The sequence below is a fragment of the Bernardetia aquimarina genome, from assembly GCF_042180575.1.
Classification (GTDB): domain Bacteria; phylum Bacteroidota; class Bacteroidia; order Cytophagales; family Bernardetiaceae; genus Bernardetia.
Map to the genome: position 1 here is coordinate 3,551,279 of NZ_CP170094.1, position 14,189 is coordinate 3,565,467.

Consider the following 14,189-nt stretch of genomic DNA (forward strand, 5'->3'; position numbering starts at 1 on the left):
TTTATTTTATGTTTTTACTTTAATTCTTTACTAGCTTGTTTGATACAATCCGTCCATTTTTTATTAGGATTTTTTTTGTATATAATTGATGCTCTTGCAGAAATAGCTTTTATCTTTTTCTGACCTGCTGTAAGACCTGTTGAAGTTTTGCGTTTTGTTGTTTTTTTCTTAGCCATGTTGGTTGAAAGTTTATAGATTATAGCACTTGTTTTATAAAAAATTATTTGCAGCAATAAGCAATTCCATTTTTTACCACTACATTAGTTGGTATGTGCATACCTTTTATGCCGAACTCTAATCCTATTTTTGTATTATAATAGGGTTGTGATAATATTGTCAAAGTCCATCCACTAACCTCTCCTACATAAGAGCCATCAAGAATAGAAACTTTATCTTTTGACTTCACAAAATATTTTTCTTCCTTCTGTCTAAATTTAGAAAGAGAACCTACATTAGTAACATCATCAACAAATTTTTTAGAAGCTCTTTCATTCATTTTTGCATAAGCAAAAAGATTCCCAACTAATCCAACGGCTGCAAGTGCTAAGGCTGTACTTGCCTTTTTTGGTTTGTCAGTATGATTAGCTGCAAAATGATAAACGCCTACGACTGGAAAAACAAAAGAAAGTATTGCACCTCCAACACTTAGTCTATCTTCATTTTTGACAGAACCTAAGTTTGATTTTTTTCTTCTTACTGGTGTCTTTCTTTTAGTTGGCATTTTGGTTGAAATTTTTAATGTAAAAATAACGATTTTTTTCTAAACAATTCTCATAAAAATAAATTTATGGTAAGTTATATTTGGCTAATTTTTCAAGCCTAAAAAATCCGTAATTTCTTTATTATAAACGGCTGCAAGTGCTAATGCACCTAAAGCTGTAATTGTCCTTCTTGCTACGGTTCTTTGCTGCATTCTCGCATCAATCAAACCATAAGTAAAACTATTTCCGTACAAACTTTTATGTTTATCACAAAGAGAAATGAAATAATCATAGTCTTCTATATTTGCAAAGACTTGACAACCTGCCGAATATTTATCTACAAACTTGGTAGTTCCGTTTGAACTTGCATGGTGGATATTTGCACCTATATTGTCTTTGTATATCTTTCCTGCAAAAAAATCTAAAACATCATCTCTGTTGTTATCTCTTCTTATACTTACTGGCTTGACTTGAACAAGTGCTTTGTACTGTCCACGATGAAAACCTAATTGATACGCATCTATGTACTGACCTTCCTGTACTATTGCCGTTCCTTGTGGCATCATTGGATTTTTAAGCCAATATGTACCTGTGTCAGTCGTACAAGGGAATTTTAGATAAACTAGCTTTCCTTTGTCGTCGTAATAAAAGACTACCATTATGTCATCAAACTTATTAGGTCGTAAGCTCGGAGAACGAACGCCTACTATATTCAATTCAAAAGGTCTAGTATAGACTTTCCATTTTGAATTTTTTAGTGTTTGAGGTGTTGGTAGGTACATAGTTTTTTATTTTAAATCACACCTTTACGAGCTAAATAATCTCTTAAAGGAGTGTTCCATGCTTGACATTCTGCATCTCTAGGATTTGCTTGGCAAGCCTTTATTTTCTTTCCTATGAATAGATTAGTCATAGTATTAGGATTTGCTAAATAATTATTATACACGGTTTCAGGGTCTTCTGTATTTTTAATTATGCGAGCTTGTTTTTCTAATGATGCTGTCATTTGTGCAGCACGGTTAAAATCTCCACTTTCTTCTGCAATTCTTCTTTGAGTTTCAAAAAAGTTACTTACTTGTGTGTAATTTCTAGCTTGCTTTTGTGTAATTCCTTGTGCAGCTTGTTCAGGTACAGAAGATAAAGGGTCTGTTTCAGGAAACTCTTCTGAAAATAATGTAGCATCATAATTTGCTTTTGAATTAGCATCCTTCCCCTTTGAAAAGTGTTTGTAAGCAAAAAAACCACCTACTCCCAAAAGAAGAGTTCCTCCAACACCAACGGCTATTTTAGTTCCTGTTTTCATTTTTTGGTTGTTTTAGATTTTGGTTTCTTTTTTTTCTTTTGATAATAGTAATAACCACCACCACCAACGGCAGCAATACCCACAACTGCACCTGCAATCCACCATTTTTTACTGGATTTATTGGAAGTAGCTTCTTCTAAAGAAAGAGCTTGTGCTACATCAGAGTAAGTTGCTGTTGAATTACTTTTCTTAGCGTTTTCTTGTGCTATAAGTTTATCCAAAGATGTTTTAGAAAGTGAATTATTACCTTCAAAAATATCAATAGCTGTTACAACAGCTTCCTCACCTATTGGGTTAGAGGTTTCGTTTGCTATTGCTACTGGGTCTTTGTTTGGAAGTAGTATGTCCATGTCTTCTGTTTGTTTTGGTTTTTCAAAATTCATATTTAGTACAATAGATACATTTTCTTTTTCGGTTTTTGAAAAATTAACCTCATCATCTTGAATCATTCTTTTTGCTATCTCAGCAAAAGTATATGCTAAATAAGCATACGAACCTCTTAAAGTTGATTTAGTCAAATACCTTAGCTCATAAAAGAACGAATATGGATTTTGCGAAAAATTATTTATTACAGAAATCCCCTTCAAAATTGTAGGTTCATTTGTAATTTTAACAAATTGAAACCCTTCCGAATTAGCTCTTTGAATAGCATTTTCCCATCTAAAAGCTGCATTGTTTTTTCCGATTATCTCGGAAAAATATGATGGTAGTAGTTTTTCTTTTATTCCTTTTATTATAAATCTATCAGCTATTGTATTTATATTTAAGTCAGGAAGAACAATACCTTTTTTAGGATAAAAAATACTCATAATTTACTTTTTTTGATTATAGGAATCTTTTTTCTTTTGACCTCGTTTTTTTGGTCGGTTTGCGTACCATACCCCCCCTCCAACAACTAAAACAGCTAATACTCCACCTGTAACTAACACACCTGTTTTATTTTTCTCATAGAAAGACATTACAGGAGAAGTATCTCCTTTGTTATCCAGTGGAATAGGTGGATTTGCTTTAGAGGTAGCTTCTGTACTTGTAGTTGTAGTTGTAACTGGTAATTTAATTGGATAACCTCCACTAGAAACGTTAGTTGTTGTTACTGGTATAGGTAAAGGGGTGATAGAAATATCTCCTTTAGAATTTGCACCCCCTCCTGTATTTGTTGGTGTTGGAAAGTTTGTATTTGTACCACCATTGCTAAATACAGAACATTGTTCTACGGTAGTGTTGTACATATTCCCATTTCTGATACAGTTTTCTGCTTCAGTTCTTTTTCGCTTGTAATTACCTATCCACGTCCAACGTTTTTTTATGTCTTGCGACTCGTTAGTAAGTTTTTTATACTCATTTTGGTACAAGCCTAAGTAAGCGTCTTCTATTTTAGTACGGCTTTTACCTTTCAAATGAGTAATTGCAGTACGCAATTCTATAATACGCTCCGTGAGGTCTTTGCTATATCTAAGTGCTTGACTTTGTTTTTCCTCAATACGATTTTGAACGTCCTTCACAGCGTCGAAAGTAGAACTGTTAAAAACAAATCCTAATCCTTTATTTGAATATCCGTAGTAGCTCATATTTCTAAAATTTTAATATAATTGAATGTTCCTTCAACGGTACTCTCAGCGCAAATACGTCTAAAATCGTCCGTTCTTTGTAGTGCAGCTTCTACTTTATTTGTCATAAAACCACATTCTACAAGTGCTGCAATAGATTTTGTTTCTCTAGTAATATGTAGATTTTGAGGTACTGATGTATCTCGTGCCATTGTGAAAGCTCTGTCATGAAGTTTCGTTTCTCTGACAAGAACCTTTTGTATTTCTCCTGCCAAAACTTTTCCTTGTACTCTTCTATGTATCTCTGGTCTGATAATATCATCGTACTTTTCTGCGTAAAACTTATCTTCCTTATCCAATTCTTTAATTTTGCCTTTTATTTCTTTAGATAAAGTTCTGATAAATTCTGAACGTGGTGTAATAGGTTGATGAAGAGTAACAACGCCTTTTGCGCTGTTCCATTGATTATCATTTCCATGACCATTTGCATGAATACTTATAAAAATTGGAGTTTTGCCTTTCTCTTTTGCTTCTAAAAACAGTCTATTTTCTCTTTTAGAACGAGAAGACAAAGGCAAATCCATTTCTTCAGGATTAAGTAAAACCGTTTCAAAACCTGCATCTTGACACAATTTTACACATCTACGAGCAACATCAATATTAAATTCCCATTCTTTCATGAAAGAACCGTCCTCAAAAAATGGTGTTCTTTTTCCTTTTGTGTTTATGCCATGTCCTGCATCAAATATTATCAAATACTTATCTTTTGGACTTTCTTTAACAATCACAGGTTTTGCAGTTTCCACAGGCTTTACTTCTTCTTTGTTGTCGTCTTTTTTTTTGACGACGCTGTTACATCCTCTGAAGGAATCTCTATTGCATTGAGTTTGTCCAAGGCTTCGTCGAAACCTCCTAATTCTACACATTTGTTGAGTACTGCTCTAGCACTTTCTAGTCCACCTGTTTCTGTCAAAATATCAGCTATACCTGACACCTCTTGCGTAATTTCCAACGCTTCGTGTACTTTTTTCTTTGACAAAAACAAGCCTAAAAACTGACTTTTAAGCAAAGTACGAATCCATTTTATTGTATTATTGATTTTTGCTAAATCAATTTTAATTTTTGCTACTTTTTGAAAAAGTAATTGTTGTTGTTGTTGTTGAAGAGCCATAATTGAAAGATTTTGATTTTTTTTGTAAATGATTTTTTATTGAAAATTGTCTTTATTTTCTGTTTTTTATACTGCTGATAATCCGACAGAGCTTGTCAGAACAGCAAATTGATTGCCTTGGATGTCTATGACTTCTACGTACTGTTTATCAGGCGAATAGCCAATCATGACACCTAAATTAGTGTTTGGTTTTGCATAAGAAGTAGCCATTCCTTTTTGATAGATTGTAACATCTTTCTTAGTGATTACATTGTACCAATCAATCATTCCTAATCCGTTCAATCCGTTTGTACTTCCCCAACTACCTTGTGTTGCCCACATATCTTCATTGTAGAAAAAACCACCGTTGTCGCTACCGTTTGGTGCTACTTGATTTGATTTGCTAGAGTTTGATGAAGTAATACCCAAAGAAATTTTGAACTCTTTGTATTGATTCCATTCCATCGCACTATCGTTCAGATCATCGTTGATGACTTCGTCCATGGTGTCAAACTTTGCAAAATAAGGCAAGTACTTGTCTTTGTAATACTTTGAAACTTCTTCAAACTGACTAGCTGTTTTGATGCGAAGGTATGCCTTACGCAATCTTTCTTCATCTGTACCAAAACCACTAATAGCTTGATGAATTTCGTTACCAATTTGGGCAGCATTAAATCCACTTGTACTTGTACTTGTAATTGCATTTGGATTATAATAACCTCCACTACTATCTCCACTATTAAGACTACTTTGCGCCTTCAATGCAGTTTCAAATTCGGCAATTTTGCTCAATGGGACAGGGTAAGGAATGTTGTATTTAGTTACTAATGTTTTTACTTCATTACCAAAATCTCCGTCCAAAGTACCGTTTGAGCGTGTGGAAAGTGGCAAAGATTCGCCTTTAATTTCTTTGAGGTAGCGTTGTAATGTAATTACTGCATTACCTTTGTCGCCAAACTTCACAGAACCAGTTACGGATACTGTTTGTCCACCGTTTGCGCTAGTATCTGTAACAGTTGTTGTTGGATTGTCTAAGTTTGGATTAATCATATTATCCAAAGGCTTAAAGCCAGTTCCACCATTTTTTGACTTGGTATATAGAAAGATTCCCCCCCCTAATAAAAGTCCTGCTACGAGTAATTTTTTATCTTTATCTTCCATTTTATGCGTTCGGTTTTTGGTTAAGTTTGAGGATTAGTCTGTCGTAAATTTCATTATCTGATGAAGTAGAACCCCAACCTCCAAACTCGTCGAATAATCTTTGTTGGAAAGATTCGCCATTATAGAGATTGAAATATTCCTTTTCCATAAGTCCAGTAAACTTTTTACTTGGTATTCTATCCACCAATGCTTCTACGGCTTCCTCATCTGTACCACTACAAATCATATAAGAACAGTTCTCAAATGCACGATTAAAAAGTTTGGCAAATTCCGAAGGACTTTCAGAAATAGCTGCATCGGAATAGGCTGCATCGGTTTTGTTATCTTGTATTTTACTAGATATTTTATGCCATTGTGTGCCTACCAAAATAGCACCTACGGCTATTAAAGCGAGTTTTCCAACATCTTCTATCTCTTCGAACATTTGTTTTCTTAGATTTTAGCGTTTTTGAATAATTGTTTATAAAAAGGTTTTTTCATAGCTTTTACGAGCTTTTCCAAATCCTCTTTTGATTGTTTTGCTAATTCTAGCAATGATTCTTCTTTGTCTTTTTCTACTTCTATTGTAGTTTTTTCGCCAATTAAGTTGAATTTATCAGCCATTTTGTTCAGGGTTTTTGTCTGTGAAATTTTCATTCATAAACATTAGAAATTGATTAAATTTTTGGTCAGGAACTTGTGCCAAAACTTGGAAACTTTGCAGTATTGCAGCTTTTCGGTTATCAGGCATTGTTTGGATAAGTTCGTTTAGTTGCATCAAAAACTCATCTTGCGTTCCTGCTAATTGTTGAGGTGCTACGGCTTGACTTTTCAAACCCACAAAATGCTCTATTCCTTGATGAAGCAAGGGAGTTAATGCACCTACTAGGGCATCTGAAACATTTATTCCACCTAAATTTACTTTTCGAAGAGATTCGTTTTCCTCTTCTAATTCTTCTACTTGTTTTTCAAGTTTTTCAAGTTTCTCCTTTTCTTCGTACTCTTTTTTGAATTTGTTTTTAATCTGTTGTTCTGTAAGACCAAATCCATTTAAGGCTTTGTCAGACTTTACAAATTCTTTAGGTTCGTGATTCTTTGACTTCCCATTGTACATTCTGACTTGCACCTTTTTGGTGTCTTCGTCAATCTGTTGAGCTATTAACTTCAAAAGTTCAGGATTATCATTTCTAGGCACAACACGCACATCATCAATAATAATATCGTAATCTTGAGTAGCACTATTCTCTTTACTTAAAAGAAGTAATCCTGCTATTTTATTAAGTGCTTTTTGTGTTGATTCTACAAAACTTTCCATTTACTTTTTTGGGTTTAGTTAGTCTAATTGTTGGATAACAGATTCAGAAATAGGATCACCAGAAACGACTAAAAACTCAATCGTTTTTGCTACTGCTGAATTGTTTTCTATTGTCATTCCACCATCAAATTGATGCGTACCCACAGAACTTTTTTGAGTAGGGTCATAAAAACCTGATGCTGCTGAAATAACTATTGATGAAGGGGTATCTAGTAAATAGAATCTACTTTGCTCTTCAATCTTTAAATCCTCATTTGGCTGTATGGTACAAGGTAAATGGCGTATTTGTGAGTTGCACAATTCACGTTCATAAGCACTTGCAAGTAATATGGCTATGTTTGGATTCATTTTTTTATTGATATTCTGCAAATACTTCTATTTGATAAGTTGTATCTACGGTTGTTTTTTTATTGATAATATCATCTACTCTTACGAGAAGATAATTTGAATAAAACGGCTCAAAACAAATTGATTCTTTACCTAAATAAGTGGTGTTCTCAAAATCTATATTCACAGATTGAGCTAACACAACTTTGTTTTTGTAATCAGTAAAAACAACTTTTGCTATTTCATGAGTACCTAATATTGGTTTCAAATCATCGTATAAATCCGTTGCATCTACCAATTTAGCACCCATTGAAACAATTTTTTTGTTCGGAGGAATAGAAAGTAAAATTTGCTTTTTATCGCCTTCCAAGTCTATTGTTATTTTTTTTGATACTGATTTCATTTTGTTTTTTGTTACGCTAATACATAGCATTCTAAATAAAGACGAACAGTATAAGTTGCGAAACCTGCTGCGCCATTATCTGTATAAGAAACGTTTACTTCTCTTGTGCCTTGCGTTCCGATTCCTTCTAAATCTTTGTCTAACTGAGAAATATCGTACATACGACTATTTGCAGCGACATTTTCCGAATGGAAAAATCTATCTGCGTACACATCTCGTATGGTTTCAAAATTGTCAATTCGTAATTCATTGACTTTTGTACGAGCTACTAATCGCTCATTGTCGTCAGACGATAAGGATATACCTGTTACACAGACTATATCTTGATCTAATCTGAACGTTTCTGAAACGGTTGCACCATCTGTTCCAATTTCTAGTTCAAAAGGTTGTCTAAGTACCTTTCGGACTACTTTTTCTCTAAATATTTTCATTGTACTTGCTACTTTTTGAATGTGATAGAATAAAAGGAGTTTTCAAGTGAAAACCCCTTTTTTAATCAACTTACCCTAAACCCATTTAAGATAAATTTTACCTTTTTGACATTCTAGTAAGTACGAGAACCAATAAGTTCTACTGAAATAGCAGTACCTACTGGAAGGTCATTCATTGCAGCATCGCCAAATTCAAAATAACTATCTAACTTTTGGTCAGGTTGTAGTATGATTGGCTTATCAAACATAAAGAAGCCTTCTTGGACTTGTTTTAGCCCTGATTCAAAAACACATGCAGAAAGTTCGTGTACCAAAATGTTTGAACCTGATTTTAAGCTAAATTCTGAACTTTTGAAACAGTTGTAATCATCATCTCTGTCAATACCTTCGTATTTCAAAACAGCCATTTGCGTTTCTGCCGTTGCGACATTTGTACTCAAGGCTACTGGTGTTCCACCGTCAGTAACAGTTCCACCTTGTGTCCCAAGACGAACTCTCATACCACGCACCAACATGACTTGATTTTTTTCAGGACGTGCATTGCGAATGTTACGCACACCTTTACGAACTTGTAAGTCCTCTTTGAACAAATCAATTCGTGTTACACCTGTACCTGCTTGTACTTTTGTATAAAGTACGTGTTCACGAATTTTCAAAACTCCACTGCCATCAATTTGAGCTTTTAAACGAGCTTGAATCTCTTGAGGAATTTCGTTTGTGTTGTACATGTAGTGTAAAAACCACTCATGCGAGTTCATAATATCCGAAGGAAAAGGTTTTGCGCCTAAACCCATTAAATTGCCATATTCATTAGTCATAATTGAAAAATATAATTGTTTGTAGATTTTATAATTGAAAGATTTTGATTTTTTTTGATAGTGATTTTTTGATTAAATCAATTCTCCTTTTGCATTTGTGCCACTTGTTAAAGTTTGTACTTCGTCGGCATCTGAAAACATTGAGCGATACATAGCTTCTTCCTCTTTGTCTATGAATTTCAGGTTTCCTATTCCATTAAAATTATGAGAAGAGGAAGGAGCTATGAAATGACGAGAGAAGCCACTTAATTGAGGTTCATCGTCAGGAATAATTTTGTCTAGGAATACAGAGTGTTTGAGGTTTGTAGCGTATTGTTTTAGGTTTGCAATTCCGTCCTTTACCCCATTCATTCCACCGTTTAGGCTACCTAATGCGCCATTTCTTGAAAATCCGTTTGCTGTCATTGCTGTACCTGCTACGGTAAGTGGTACTAAGTCAAAATAGACACCTATACCTGCCGTTACTATACCAATAATTCCAGAGCCTTTTCCAACAAAAGCACTTGCAGCACCTCCTACTACACCTGAGCCTAAAACAACAGCCAGTTGTAAAAGTGTATCTTGATAATTACCTTTCGCTTGGGTTAGTCCCTTACCTTTTATTAAGTTTTTGTCCATGATGATTATTTATTATCTGTTTGTAAATAAATCGTTTTGTAATGTTTTGATAGCTTTTTTTACTACCTCTCTAAATGCCTAAAAACTGCAATTCTTCGTTTGGTTTTTTACGGCTTGTAGTCTTTTTTCTTGGTGTAGATTTTCGCTTTCTAGTGCCTGTTAATTGGCTTTTTGGTGTAGGCTTAGGCTTGTCTTTTGGTTTTAAAAGCATATAACCACCAATTAAAACAACGGCAACCACTCCTGCACTTGGTAAAGGATTTTGTTTTACCCACTCAATAGGGGAAGAAGGATTTTGATTTTGATTGTCGATTGCGTCAATTTCTGCATCAATCTCTTGCATTGCTCTCATCATAGCTTCTTGTTGTTCTCTTTGTTGTGCATCAAGTTGTGCATCTCCTGTACTATCCGATTCGTTACTACCGTCTGCTTGTGAAGAGTGTATAATTCCCATTTTGTCAAGTGCTGCTACTACGGCTGTCATTGCCCCTGTTGCTACTGCAATTAGTGATACTGTTGCAGGGTCGACGACTCCTAAACCTTGCAACCCAAATAAGCCTTCAATAGCTTCTATTTGTTGAGGTTGGCAAGTAGAACGAGTTTGAGCTAAAATACTTTGCAGTGCGCTATTTCTTTGCGCTGCTATGCTAACTTCTTGATTTCCTTGTCTTGCAATACCTTCATTTGATGAAGGTTGATAATATTCTATTTTGTACGGCTGTAAGTTTCCTAAACCACCGATAGGAGATTGTAAATTGGTAGGTTCTGCAAGTTTTGGGGAACGATTACCCTTTCCATTAAAAACTGCACTTCGTAAAGCTGAACGACTACCACCTGCTTTGAGGTAAATTTGAGCTACTTTATTTACTAAAGTGCCTATTTTTTGGTATTTATCTGAAGGAATACCATATTTTGCAGCTTCTTCTTCTGTAAGCCAACCCCAACGTAATCTTTCGGCTGCTTTGAACAAATTACCTTTCATATACAGCAACAAACCATTTCGCAAAGGACTAGCTACAACAGATTTTACAGCTTGAACACCATCTTTTATTGCTCCACCTACTTTTGTATCTCCAAAATCATCGGCTTTTTCTTTTACCCAATCCAATGGGTTGTTCCAGTTTGAAAATAATCCTGATAAGTAAGTAGTTTGTTGTTCGACGATTGCTCGGTTTGTTTGTTCGCAGTTTCCACTACAACCACAACCACAATCTCCACCGTTTAAACCGTCCAGTCTTGCTAATTCCATACGTGTATCTTTTTTTCTTTTATAAGAATGTTCTTTGTTAAATTCGTGCAAAACACAATCTATTACTATCTCTTTGCCGTTTTCGTCAATAGCAACAGGATAAACATGATTCCAACCATTTCCATAGTTGTCAGTAATCCTGATAATGCTTTCAATACCTAAATTTGACAAAATGCTACAAATGAAAACTAGGTAGCAATCACAATCGACACCAGTTTTTCTATCTCTCCACGTTCTGCTCGGTCTTCTGACTTGTTCAATTCCTTGCTCGTCTTCTTTGTAGTTGATATGCTTGTAAACGAAACTCCAAATTGCTTCGGAGGTAGCTTTAATGCTATCCTTTTTTAACAATTCGACAATTAGTTTTGTATCGTCAAGCGTTTCTACAATGACTTTTTGCATTAAGTCAAGGGTATCATCAACGTCAGCCATTTTGATAATGACTGTATCTTTTCCAGTAGATTTTGGAAAAAAACGGTCAAATTGAGTAGTTTGGGCGATATTTCGGCTGTTACTAATCATTAAAACCTTGCAGTTAATTCTACCGTTTCCTCTTTAGAAATTGTTACTCCTTCTACTGTAAGGATAGTTTCGACAATCATTTTGAGATAGCCATCTTTTAAAAGAGTGAGTACATTTGAAGGAAGAGAAAGCAAAGGGATATTTATACGGATATTTTTAAACCAAAGGGAAGACCATGATTCTAGTCTTTCTACATCTTGGTAAGCATCTGAAATACCTAATAATTTTGTTTTGTCTTCATTCCACAACTTGATAGTTGGCTTTCGTAATTTGACAGAACCGTTTGAAGAATTGACAATTTTTGCATTTGCATTGATAACAACACCATCAAAACCAATATTATGTACAGAAATATCAGGCAGAACCTCAAAATTTTTGTATAAACTGTTGGTTTTTAGTATCTTCGTAAGTAAAATTCCACCTACAACAGTTGCACCTGTAATAGCTAGAATTGATTTAGTATTGCTGTTCATTTTTGCCGTTTTCATGTTGTTTGATACACAATGATACGGTAATGAAAATAGACGATATAGGGATATTTAGAGCTAGTTAGATTCCTTTTGAGATATTTTCAGATATTTTGATTCAGTAACACTATTAATCTAATATCAATGACATTAGAAAATTTAATTAATCAAGAAATGGAGGAGATTTGTGCAATGAGCAAATCACAAATTTTAGATAAGTTGAGTATAAATATTTATCAACTAACAACAGAAATACAACCTCTTATAAACGATGGAACGCTCATAAATTTTAGCAAAAAACGCTTTCTTAGTTATTTTGAAGTTTCTGCAATTATTCTTTACTACAAGTTTGGACTAAAGCTAGAGCGAAAAAAAGTTTCTTTTGCTAATAAGGTTGATAAATTGTGCCACGAAAACCATCAAAAAAACGCAAATTGCCTTAACAAAAATGTAGAATGAGTTACATTTTTCGTAAAATAAGGCTAAAATGAGTTAGAATTAGTTAGAATTAGTTAGGTTTTTAGCAAAATGAGTTATGTTTTGCGTAAAATATTGCTAAAAAAGGTTGAATTTTATCAAAAAAAGTGCGTTTTTGCGCCAAAAACACTAGAAGATGAGTAAAAAACTAAAATTTAGACAGATAATAGATACTTTTGCACTATTTATTTTTGTTTTTGCAGAGGATTTGTCTTTTAAGGAGTTTCGTAGAAGATTGAAAATAATTTATAAGGACTAAAAATATATATAAATTTGAATTTTACACTCTTATAATTAACAAATCAATGAACCAATATTTAATAGAAGAAATTGAAGCTAGTGCTGAAAGGTATCTTAATCAAGATATTAGATTAATTTCAGAGCCACCTCCTACGATAGAGGAGGTTAAAGCGAAAGTAGATTATTACAGAAATTTTGTTTTTGACCCTGTAAATAATTTTGTTGAAAGTTTTGCATACGTTTTTTCAGTTCACGCCTACTTTTCTTTTAAAGAGCCAAGCAAAAAACCAACTATTCATAAACACAATGCGATAGGTGTATTTTATTATATTATAAAAAATGCTGATAGATTAGAAATATTGAAAAATAAAGGCGATTTTAAGAAGTTACATATTTCTTTGATTGAAGAGTTTAACAATCATTTCTTTATAAATAAAGGTATCTTGTTTCCATTAGAATATTATGAAGCAACTGTTGGTACTGATTGCTTGGCTTTTAAAGGAGAAAATAATTTATACATTGATTTTATTAGATAATAACTGTAAAAATAAAATCATGACACAAAACTTATCCTTCAAAGAGTTTTGTAGGAGATTAAAATGTATTTACAGGGACTAAAACACTATAAAAATGTACAAATTTGAAGATGTAAACTACAAACTAGACAAAGGATTGCTAGAAATAACTAAAATTGATAGCAATTTAACAGAAGTAGCCGACGGTTACGAACTCGTGGACTTTGTAAAAGCTATTTATGATTCTGCTAAAGGTTTGAATTTAAAAAAAATTCTTATTACAGTAAATGAGGGCAACCTTCATATTCTATTAACTGCAACAAATACAAGTGAAGTGTCTGCATTTAATTTCAAAAATGTATTTCCGTATGTACAGTTTCAGTTAAAAGATTGCAAAATGGTAAATGCAAGACACAACAACGGAGGATTTAATGATTACCTTCAAGCTACATTTTATTTACAAGGTCCTCTATCGTTTATCAAAACTTGGAAAGATTATGAGTAAAAAGCTAAAATTTAATTGCATTATGGATATATGTGTTTTGGAACTGAAAAACAGCAAACAATATACTCTAACTTTATTCAAAAAAAGTATATCCACACTCTCTGTATCAACAAATCAATATTGGATTCGTGTTTTGGGAACTGGTATCATAGCAAAATCAAATAAAAGTCCCTTGACTTTTTCAGAACGAAATAAATACAAGAAGACTTTGAAAATATTTAATTACAGATTATCTTTTTTAGATTAAAAATGAGTAAAAAGCTAAAATTTAATTGCATTATAGAGCATACTACTTCTAAAAATACTTTTATGCTTATCAATCCTTATGATATTCCTGAAAAAGATATTGTAAGGCAAGACAGAAAAGAACTTACAGCAGAAGAAATAATATCCTTTAAATCAATGCCTAATGTGAAGGTATATGTGGATATGACAGATATTCCAATTTTACAATAAAATTC

Annotated in this window: 24 protein-coding genes; 5 read left to right on the plus strand and 19 right to left on the minus strand. The window is 33.4% G+C overall.

Annotated features, from left to right (window positions below):
* Positions 1-14 precede the first annotated feature (14 nt).
* The 19 genes from ACE193_RS15165 to ACE193_RS15255 all read right to left on the minus strand — a co-directional run bounded on the left by ACE193_RS15165 (position 15) and on the right by ACE193_RS15255 (position 12,012).
* Positions 15-176 carry a hypothetical protein gene (locus ACE193_RS15165; RefSeq protein WP_375559067.1) on the minus strand — a complete coding sequence of 54 codons (162 nt, stop codon included), beginning with the start codon at positions 174-176 and terminating at the stop codon, positions 15-17.
* A 44-nt stretch (positions 177-220) separates the two neighbouring features.
* On the minus strand, positions 221-721 hold the full coding sequence (locus ACE193_RS15170; RefSeq protein ID WP_375559068.1) for a hypothetical protein: 501 nt from the start codon (positions 719-721) through the stop codon (positions 221-223).
* Positions 722-805: 84 nt separating this feature from the next.
* Positions 806-1,483, minus strand: coding sequence for a hypothetical protein (locus ACE193_RS15175; RefSeq protein WP_375559069.1), 678 nt, complete (start codon positions 1,481-1,483; stop codon positions 806-808).
* An 11-nt stretch (positions 1,484-1,494) separates the two neighbouring features.
* On the minus strand, positions 1,495-2,004 hold the full coding sequence (locus ACE193_RS15180; protein ID WP_375559070.1) for a hypothetical protein: 510 nt from the start codon (positions 2,002-2,004) through the stop codon (positions 1,495-1,497).
* Positions 2,001-2,813 (minus strand): hypothetical protein, encoded by an 813-nt coding sequence (locus tag ACE193_RS15185; RefSeq protein WP_375559071.1) that lies wholly within the window; start codon positions 2,811-2,813, stop codon positions 2,001-2,003. The genes ACE193_RS15180 and ACE193_RS15185 overlap by 4 nt, the downstream gene beginning before the upstream one ends.
* 3 nt (positions 2,814-2,816) lie before the next feature.
* A complete protein-coding gene (locus ACE193_RS15190) occupies positions 2,817-3,572 on the minus strand; it encodes a hypothetical protein (RefSeq protein ID WP_375559072.1) in 756 nt (251 codons plus the stop codon).
* Positions 3,569-4,357 carry an N-acetylmuramoyl-L-alanine amidase gene (locus ACE193_RS15195; protein WP_375559073.1) on the minus strand — a complete coding sequence of 263 codons (789 nt, stop codon included), beginning with the start codon at positions 4,355-4,357 and terminating at the stop codon, positions 3,569-3,571. Before ACE193_RS15195 ends, ACE193_RS15190 begins: the two co-directional genes overlap by 4 nt.
* A gap of 5 nt (positions 4,358-4,362) precedes the next feature.
* Positions 4,363-4,722, minus strand: a complete 360-nt coding sequence (locus ACE193_RS15200) for a hypothetical protein (protein ID WP_375559074.1) — start codon at positions 4,720-4,722, stop codon at positions 4,363-4,365.
* Between the two features lie 66 nt (positions 4,723-4,788).
* Complete coding sequence (locus ACE193_RS15205; protein ID WP_375559075.1) at positions 4,789-5,862, minus strand: hypothetical protein; 1,074 nt, start codon at positions 5,860-5,862, stop codon at positions 4,789-4,791.
* A 1-nt stretch (position 5,863) separates the two neighbouring features.
* Positions 5,864-6,286 (minus strand): hypothetical protein, encoded by a 423-nt coding sequence (locus ACE193_RS15210; RefSeq protein WP_375559076.1) that lies wholly within the window; start codon positions 6,284-6,286, stop codon positions 5,864-5,866.
* 8 nt (positions 6,287-6,294) lie between these two features.
* Positions 6,295-6,465, minus strand: coding sequence for a hypothetical protein (locus ACE193_RS15215; RefSeq protein WP_375559077.1), 171 nt, complete (start codon positions 6,463-6,465; stop codon positions 6,295-6,297).
* On the minus strand, positions 6,458-7,156 hold the full coding sequence (locus ACE193_RS15220) for a hypothetical protein (RefSeq protein ID WP_375559078.1): 699 nt from the start codon (positions 7,154-7,156) through the stop codon (positions 6,458-6,460). Before ACE193_RS15220 ends, ACE193_RS15215 begins: the two co-directional genes overlap by 8 nt.
* Positions 7,157-7,174: 18 nt before the next feature.
* Positions 7,175-7,504 carry a hypothetical protein gene (locus ACE193_RS15225; protein WP_375559079.1) on the minus strand — a complete coding sequence of 110 codons (330 nt, stop codon included), beginning with the start codon at positions 7,502-7,504 and terminating at the stop codon, positions 7,175-7,177.
* A gap of 4 nt (positions 7,505-7,508) precedes the next feature.
* Complete coding sequence (locus tag ACE193_RS15230; protein ID WP_375559080.1) at positions 7,509-7,886, minus strand: hypothetical protein; 378 nt, start codon at positions 7,884-7,886, stop codon at positions 7,509-7,511.
* Positions 7,887-7,897: 11 nt separating this feature from the next.
* Positions 7,898-8,317, minus strand: coding sequence for a hypothetical protein (locus ACE193_RS15235; protein ID WP_375559081.1), 420 nt, complete (start codon positions 8,315-8,317; stop codon positions 7,898-7,900).
* A gap of 113 nt (positions 8,318-8,430) precedes the next feature.
* Positions 8,431-9,135: a hypothetical protein gene (locus tag ACE193_RS15240; RefSeq protein ID WP_375559082.1), complete on the minus strand. Its 705-nt coding sequence runs from the start codon at positions 9,133-9,135 to the stop codon at positions 8,431-8,433.
* A gap of 72 nt (positions 9,136-9,207) precedes the next feature.
* Complete coding sequence (locus tag ACE193_RS15245) at positions 9,208-9,753, minus strand: hypothetical protein (protein ID WP_375559083.1); 546 nt, start codon at positions 9,751-9,753, stop codon at positions 9,208-9,210.
* Between the two features lie 70 nt (positions 9,754-9,823).
* Positions 9,824-11,524 (minus strand): hypothetical protein, encoded by a 1,701-nt coding sequence (locus tag ACE193_RS15250; RefSeq protein WP_375559084.1) that lies wholly within the window; start codon positions 11,522-11,524, stop codon positions 9,824-9,826.
* Entirely contained in the window at positions 11,524-12,012 is a 489-nt protein-coding gene (locus ACE193_RS15255; RefSeq protein ID WP_375559085.1) for a hypothetical protein, read from the minus strand. The genes ACE193_RS15250 and ACE193_RS15255 overlap by 1 nt, the downstream gene beginning before the upstream one ends.
* A 123-nt stretch (positions 12,013-12,135) precedes the next feature.
* Between ACE193_RS15255 and ACE193_RS15260 the strand changes: the two genes are divergently transcribed.
* The 5 genes from ACE193_RS15260 to ACE193_RS15280 all read left to right on the plus strand — a co-directional run bounded on the left by ACE193_RS15260 (position 12,136) and on the right by ACE193_RS15280 (position 14,184).
* Positions 12,136-12,450: a hypothetical protein gene (locus ACE193_RS15260; protein ID WP_375559086.1), complete on the plus strand. Its 315-nt coding sequence runs from the start codon at positions 12,136-12,138 to the stop codon at positions 12,448-12,450.
* Positions 12,451-12,773: 323 nt separating this feature from the next.
* The gene (locus ACE193_RS15265; RefSeq protein ID WP_375559087.1) at positions 12,774-13,244 is read left to right on the plus strand and encodes a hypothetical protein; all 471 of its coding nucleotides are present in this window, start codon (positions 12,774-12,776) and stop codon (positions 13,242-13,244) included.
* A gap of 94 nt (positions 13,245-13,338) precedes the next feature.
* On the plus strand, positions 13,339-13,728 hold the full coding sequence (locus ACE193_RS15270) for a hypothetical protein (RefSeq protein ID WP_375559088.1): 390 nt from the start codon (positions 13,339-13,341) through the stop codon (positions 13,726-13,728).
* Between the two features lie 22 nt (positions 13,729-13,750).
* Positions 13,751-13,975, plus strand: a complete 225-nt coding sequence (locus ACE193_RS15275; RefSeq protein WP_375559089.1) for a hypothetical protein — start codon at positions 13,751-13,753, stop codon at positions 13,973-13,975.
* Positions 13,976-13,977: 2 nt separating this feature from the next.
* Positions 13,978-14,184: a hypothetical protein gene (locus tag ACE193_RS15280; protein WP_375559090.1), complete on the plus strand. Its 207-nt coding sequence runs from the start codon at positions 13,978-13,980 to the stop codon at positions 14,182-14,184.
* Positions 14,185-14,189 lie beyond the last annotated feature (5 nt).

What these genes read in the sequence shown, in the direction of transcription:
- ACE193_RS15165 (WP_375559067.1), bottom strand. Translation starts at nt 176, where the DNA reads ATGGCTAAGAAAAAAACAACAAAACGCAAAACTTCAACAGGTCTTACA.
- ACE193_RS15170 (WP_375559068.1), bottom strand. Translation starts at nt 721, where the DNA reads ATGCCAACTAAAAGAAAGACACCAGTAAGAAGAAAAAAATCAAACTTA.
- ACE193_RS15175 (WP_375559069.1), bottom strand. Translation starts at nt 1,483, where the DNA reads ATGTACCTACCAACACCTCAAACACTAAAAAATTCAAAATGGAAAGTC.
- ACE193_RS15180 (WP_375559070.1), bottom strand. Translation starts at nt 2,004, where the DNA reads ATGAAAACAGGAACTAAAATAGCCGTTGGTGTTGGAGGAACTCTTCTT.
- ACE193_RS15185 (WP_375559071.1), bottom strand. Translation starts at nt 2,813, where the DNA reads ATGAGTATTTTTTATCCTAAAAAAGGTATTGTTCTTCCTGACTTAAAT.
- ACE193_RS15190 (WP_375559072.1), bottom strand. Translation starts at nt 3,572, where the DNA reads ATGAGCTACTACGGATATTCAAATAAAGGATTAGGATTTGTTTTTAAC.
- ACE193_RS15200 (WP_375559074.1), bottom strand. Translation starts at nt 4,722, where the DNA reads ATGGCTCTTCAACAACAACAACAACAATTACTTTTTCAAAAAGTAGCA.
- ACE193_RS15205 (WP_375559075.1), bottom strand. Translation starts at nt 5,862, where the DNA reads ATGGAAGATAAAGATAAAAAATTACTCGTAGCAGGACTTTTATTAGGG.
- ACE193_RS15210 (WP_375559076.1), bottom strand. Translation starts at nt 6,286, where the DNA reads ATGTTCGAAGAGATAGAAGATGTTGGAAAACTCGCTTTAATAGCCGTA.
- ACE193_RS15215 (WP_375559077.1), bottom strand. Translation starts at nt 6,465, where the DNA reads ATGGCTGATAAATTCAACTTAATTGGCGAAAAAACTACAATAGAAGTA.
- ACE193_RS15220 (WP_375559078.1), bottom strand. Translation starts at nt 7,156, where the DNA reads ATGGAAAGTTTTGTAGAATCAACACAAAAAGCACTTAATAAAATAGCA.
- ACE193_RS15225 (WP_375559079.1), bottom strand. Translation starts at nt 7,504, where the DNA reads ATGAATCCAAACATAGCCATATTACTTGCAAGTGCTTATGAACGTGAA.
- ACE193_RS15230 (WP_375559080.1), bottom strand. Translation starts at nt 7,886, where the DNA reads ATGAAATCAGTATCAAAAAAAATAACAATAGACTTGGAAGGCGATAAA.
- ACE193_RS15235 (WP_375559081.1), bottom strand. Translation starts at nt 8,317, where the DNA reads ATGAAAATATTTAGAGAAAAAGTAGTCCGAAAGGTACTTAGACAACCT.
- ACE193_RS15240 (WP_375559082.1), bottom strand. Translation starts at nt 9,135, where the DNA reads ATGACTAATGAATATGGCAATTTAATGGGTTTAGGCGCAAAACCTTTT.
- ACE193_RS15245 (WP_375559083.1), bottom strand. Translation starts at nt 9,753, where the DNA reads ATGGACAAAAACTTAATAAAAGGTAAGGGACTAACCCAAGCGAAAGGT.
- ACE193_RS15250 (WP_375559084.1), bottom strand. Translation starts at nt 11,524, where the DNA reads ATGATTAGTAACAGCCGAAATATCGCCCAAACTACTCAATTTGACCGT.
- ACE193_RS15255 (WP_375559085.1), bottom strand. Translation starts at nt 12,012, where the DNA reads ATGAAAACGGCAAAAATGAACAGCAATACTAAATCAATTCTAGCTATT.
- ACE193_RS15260 (WP_375559086.1), top strand. Translation starts at nt 12,136, where the DNA reads ATGACATTAGAAAATTTAATTAATCAAGAAATGGAGGAGATTTGTGCA.
- ACE193_RS15265 (WP_375559087.1), top strand. Translation starts at nt 12,774, where the DNA reads ATGAACCAATATTTAATAGAAGAAATTGAAGCTAGTGCTGAAAGGTAT.
- ACE193_RS15270 (WP_375559088.1), top strand. Translation starts at nt 13,339, where the DNA reads ATGTACAAATTTGAAGATGTAAACTACAAACTAGACAAAGGATTGCTA.
- ACE193_RS15275 (WP_375559089.1), top strand. Translation starts at nt 13,751, where the DNA reads ATGGATATATGTGTTTTGGAACTGAAAAACAGCAAACAATATACTCTA.
- ACE193_RS15280 (WP_375559090.1), top strand. Translation starts at nt 13,978, where the DNA reads ATGAGTAAAAAGCTAAAATTTAATTGCATTATAGAGCATACTACTTCT.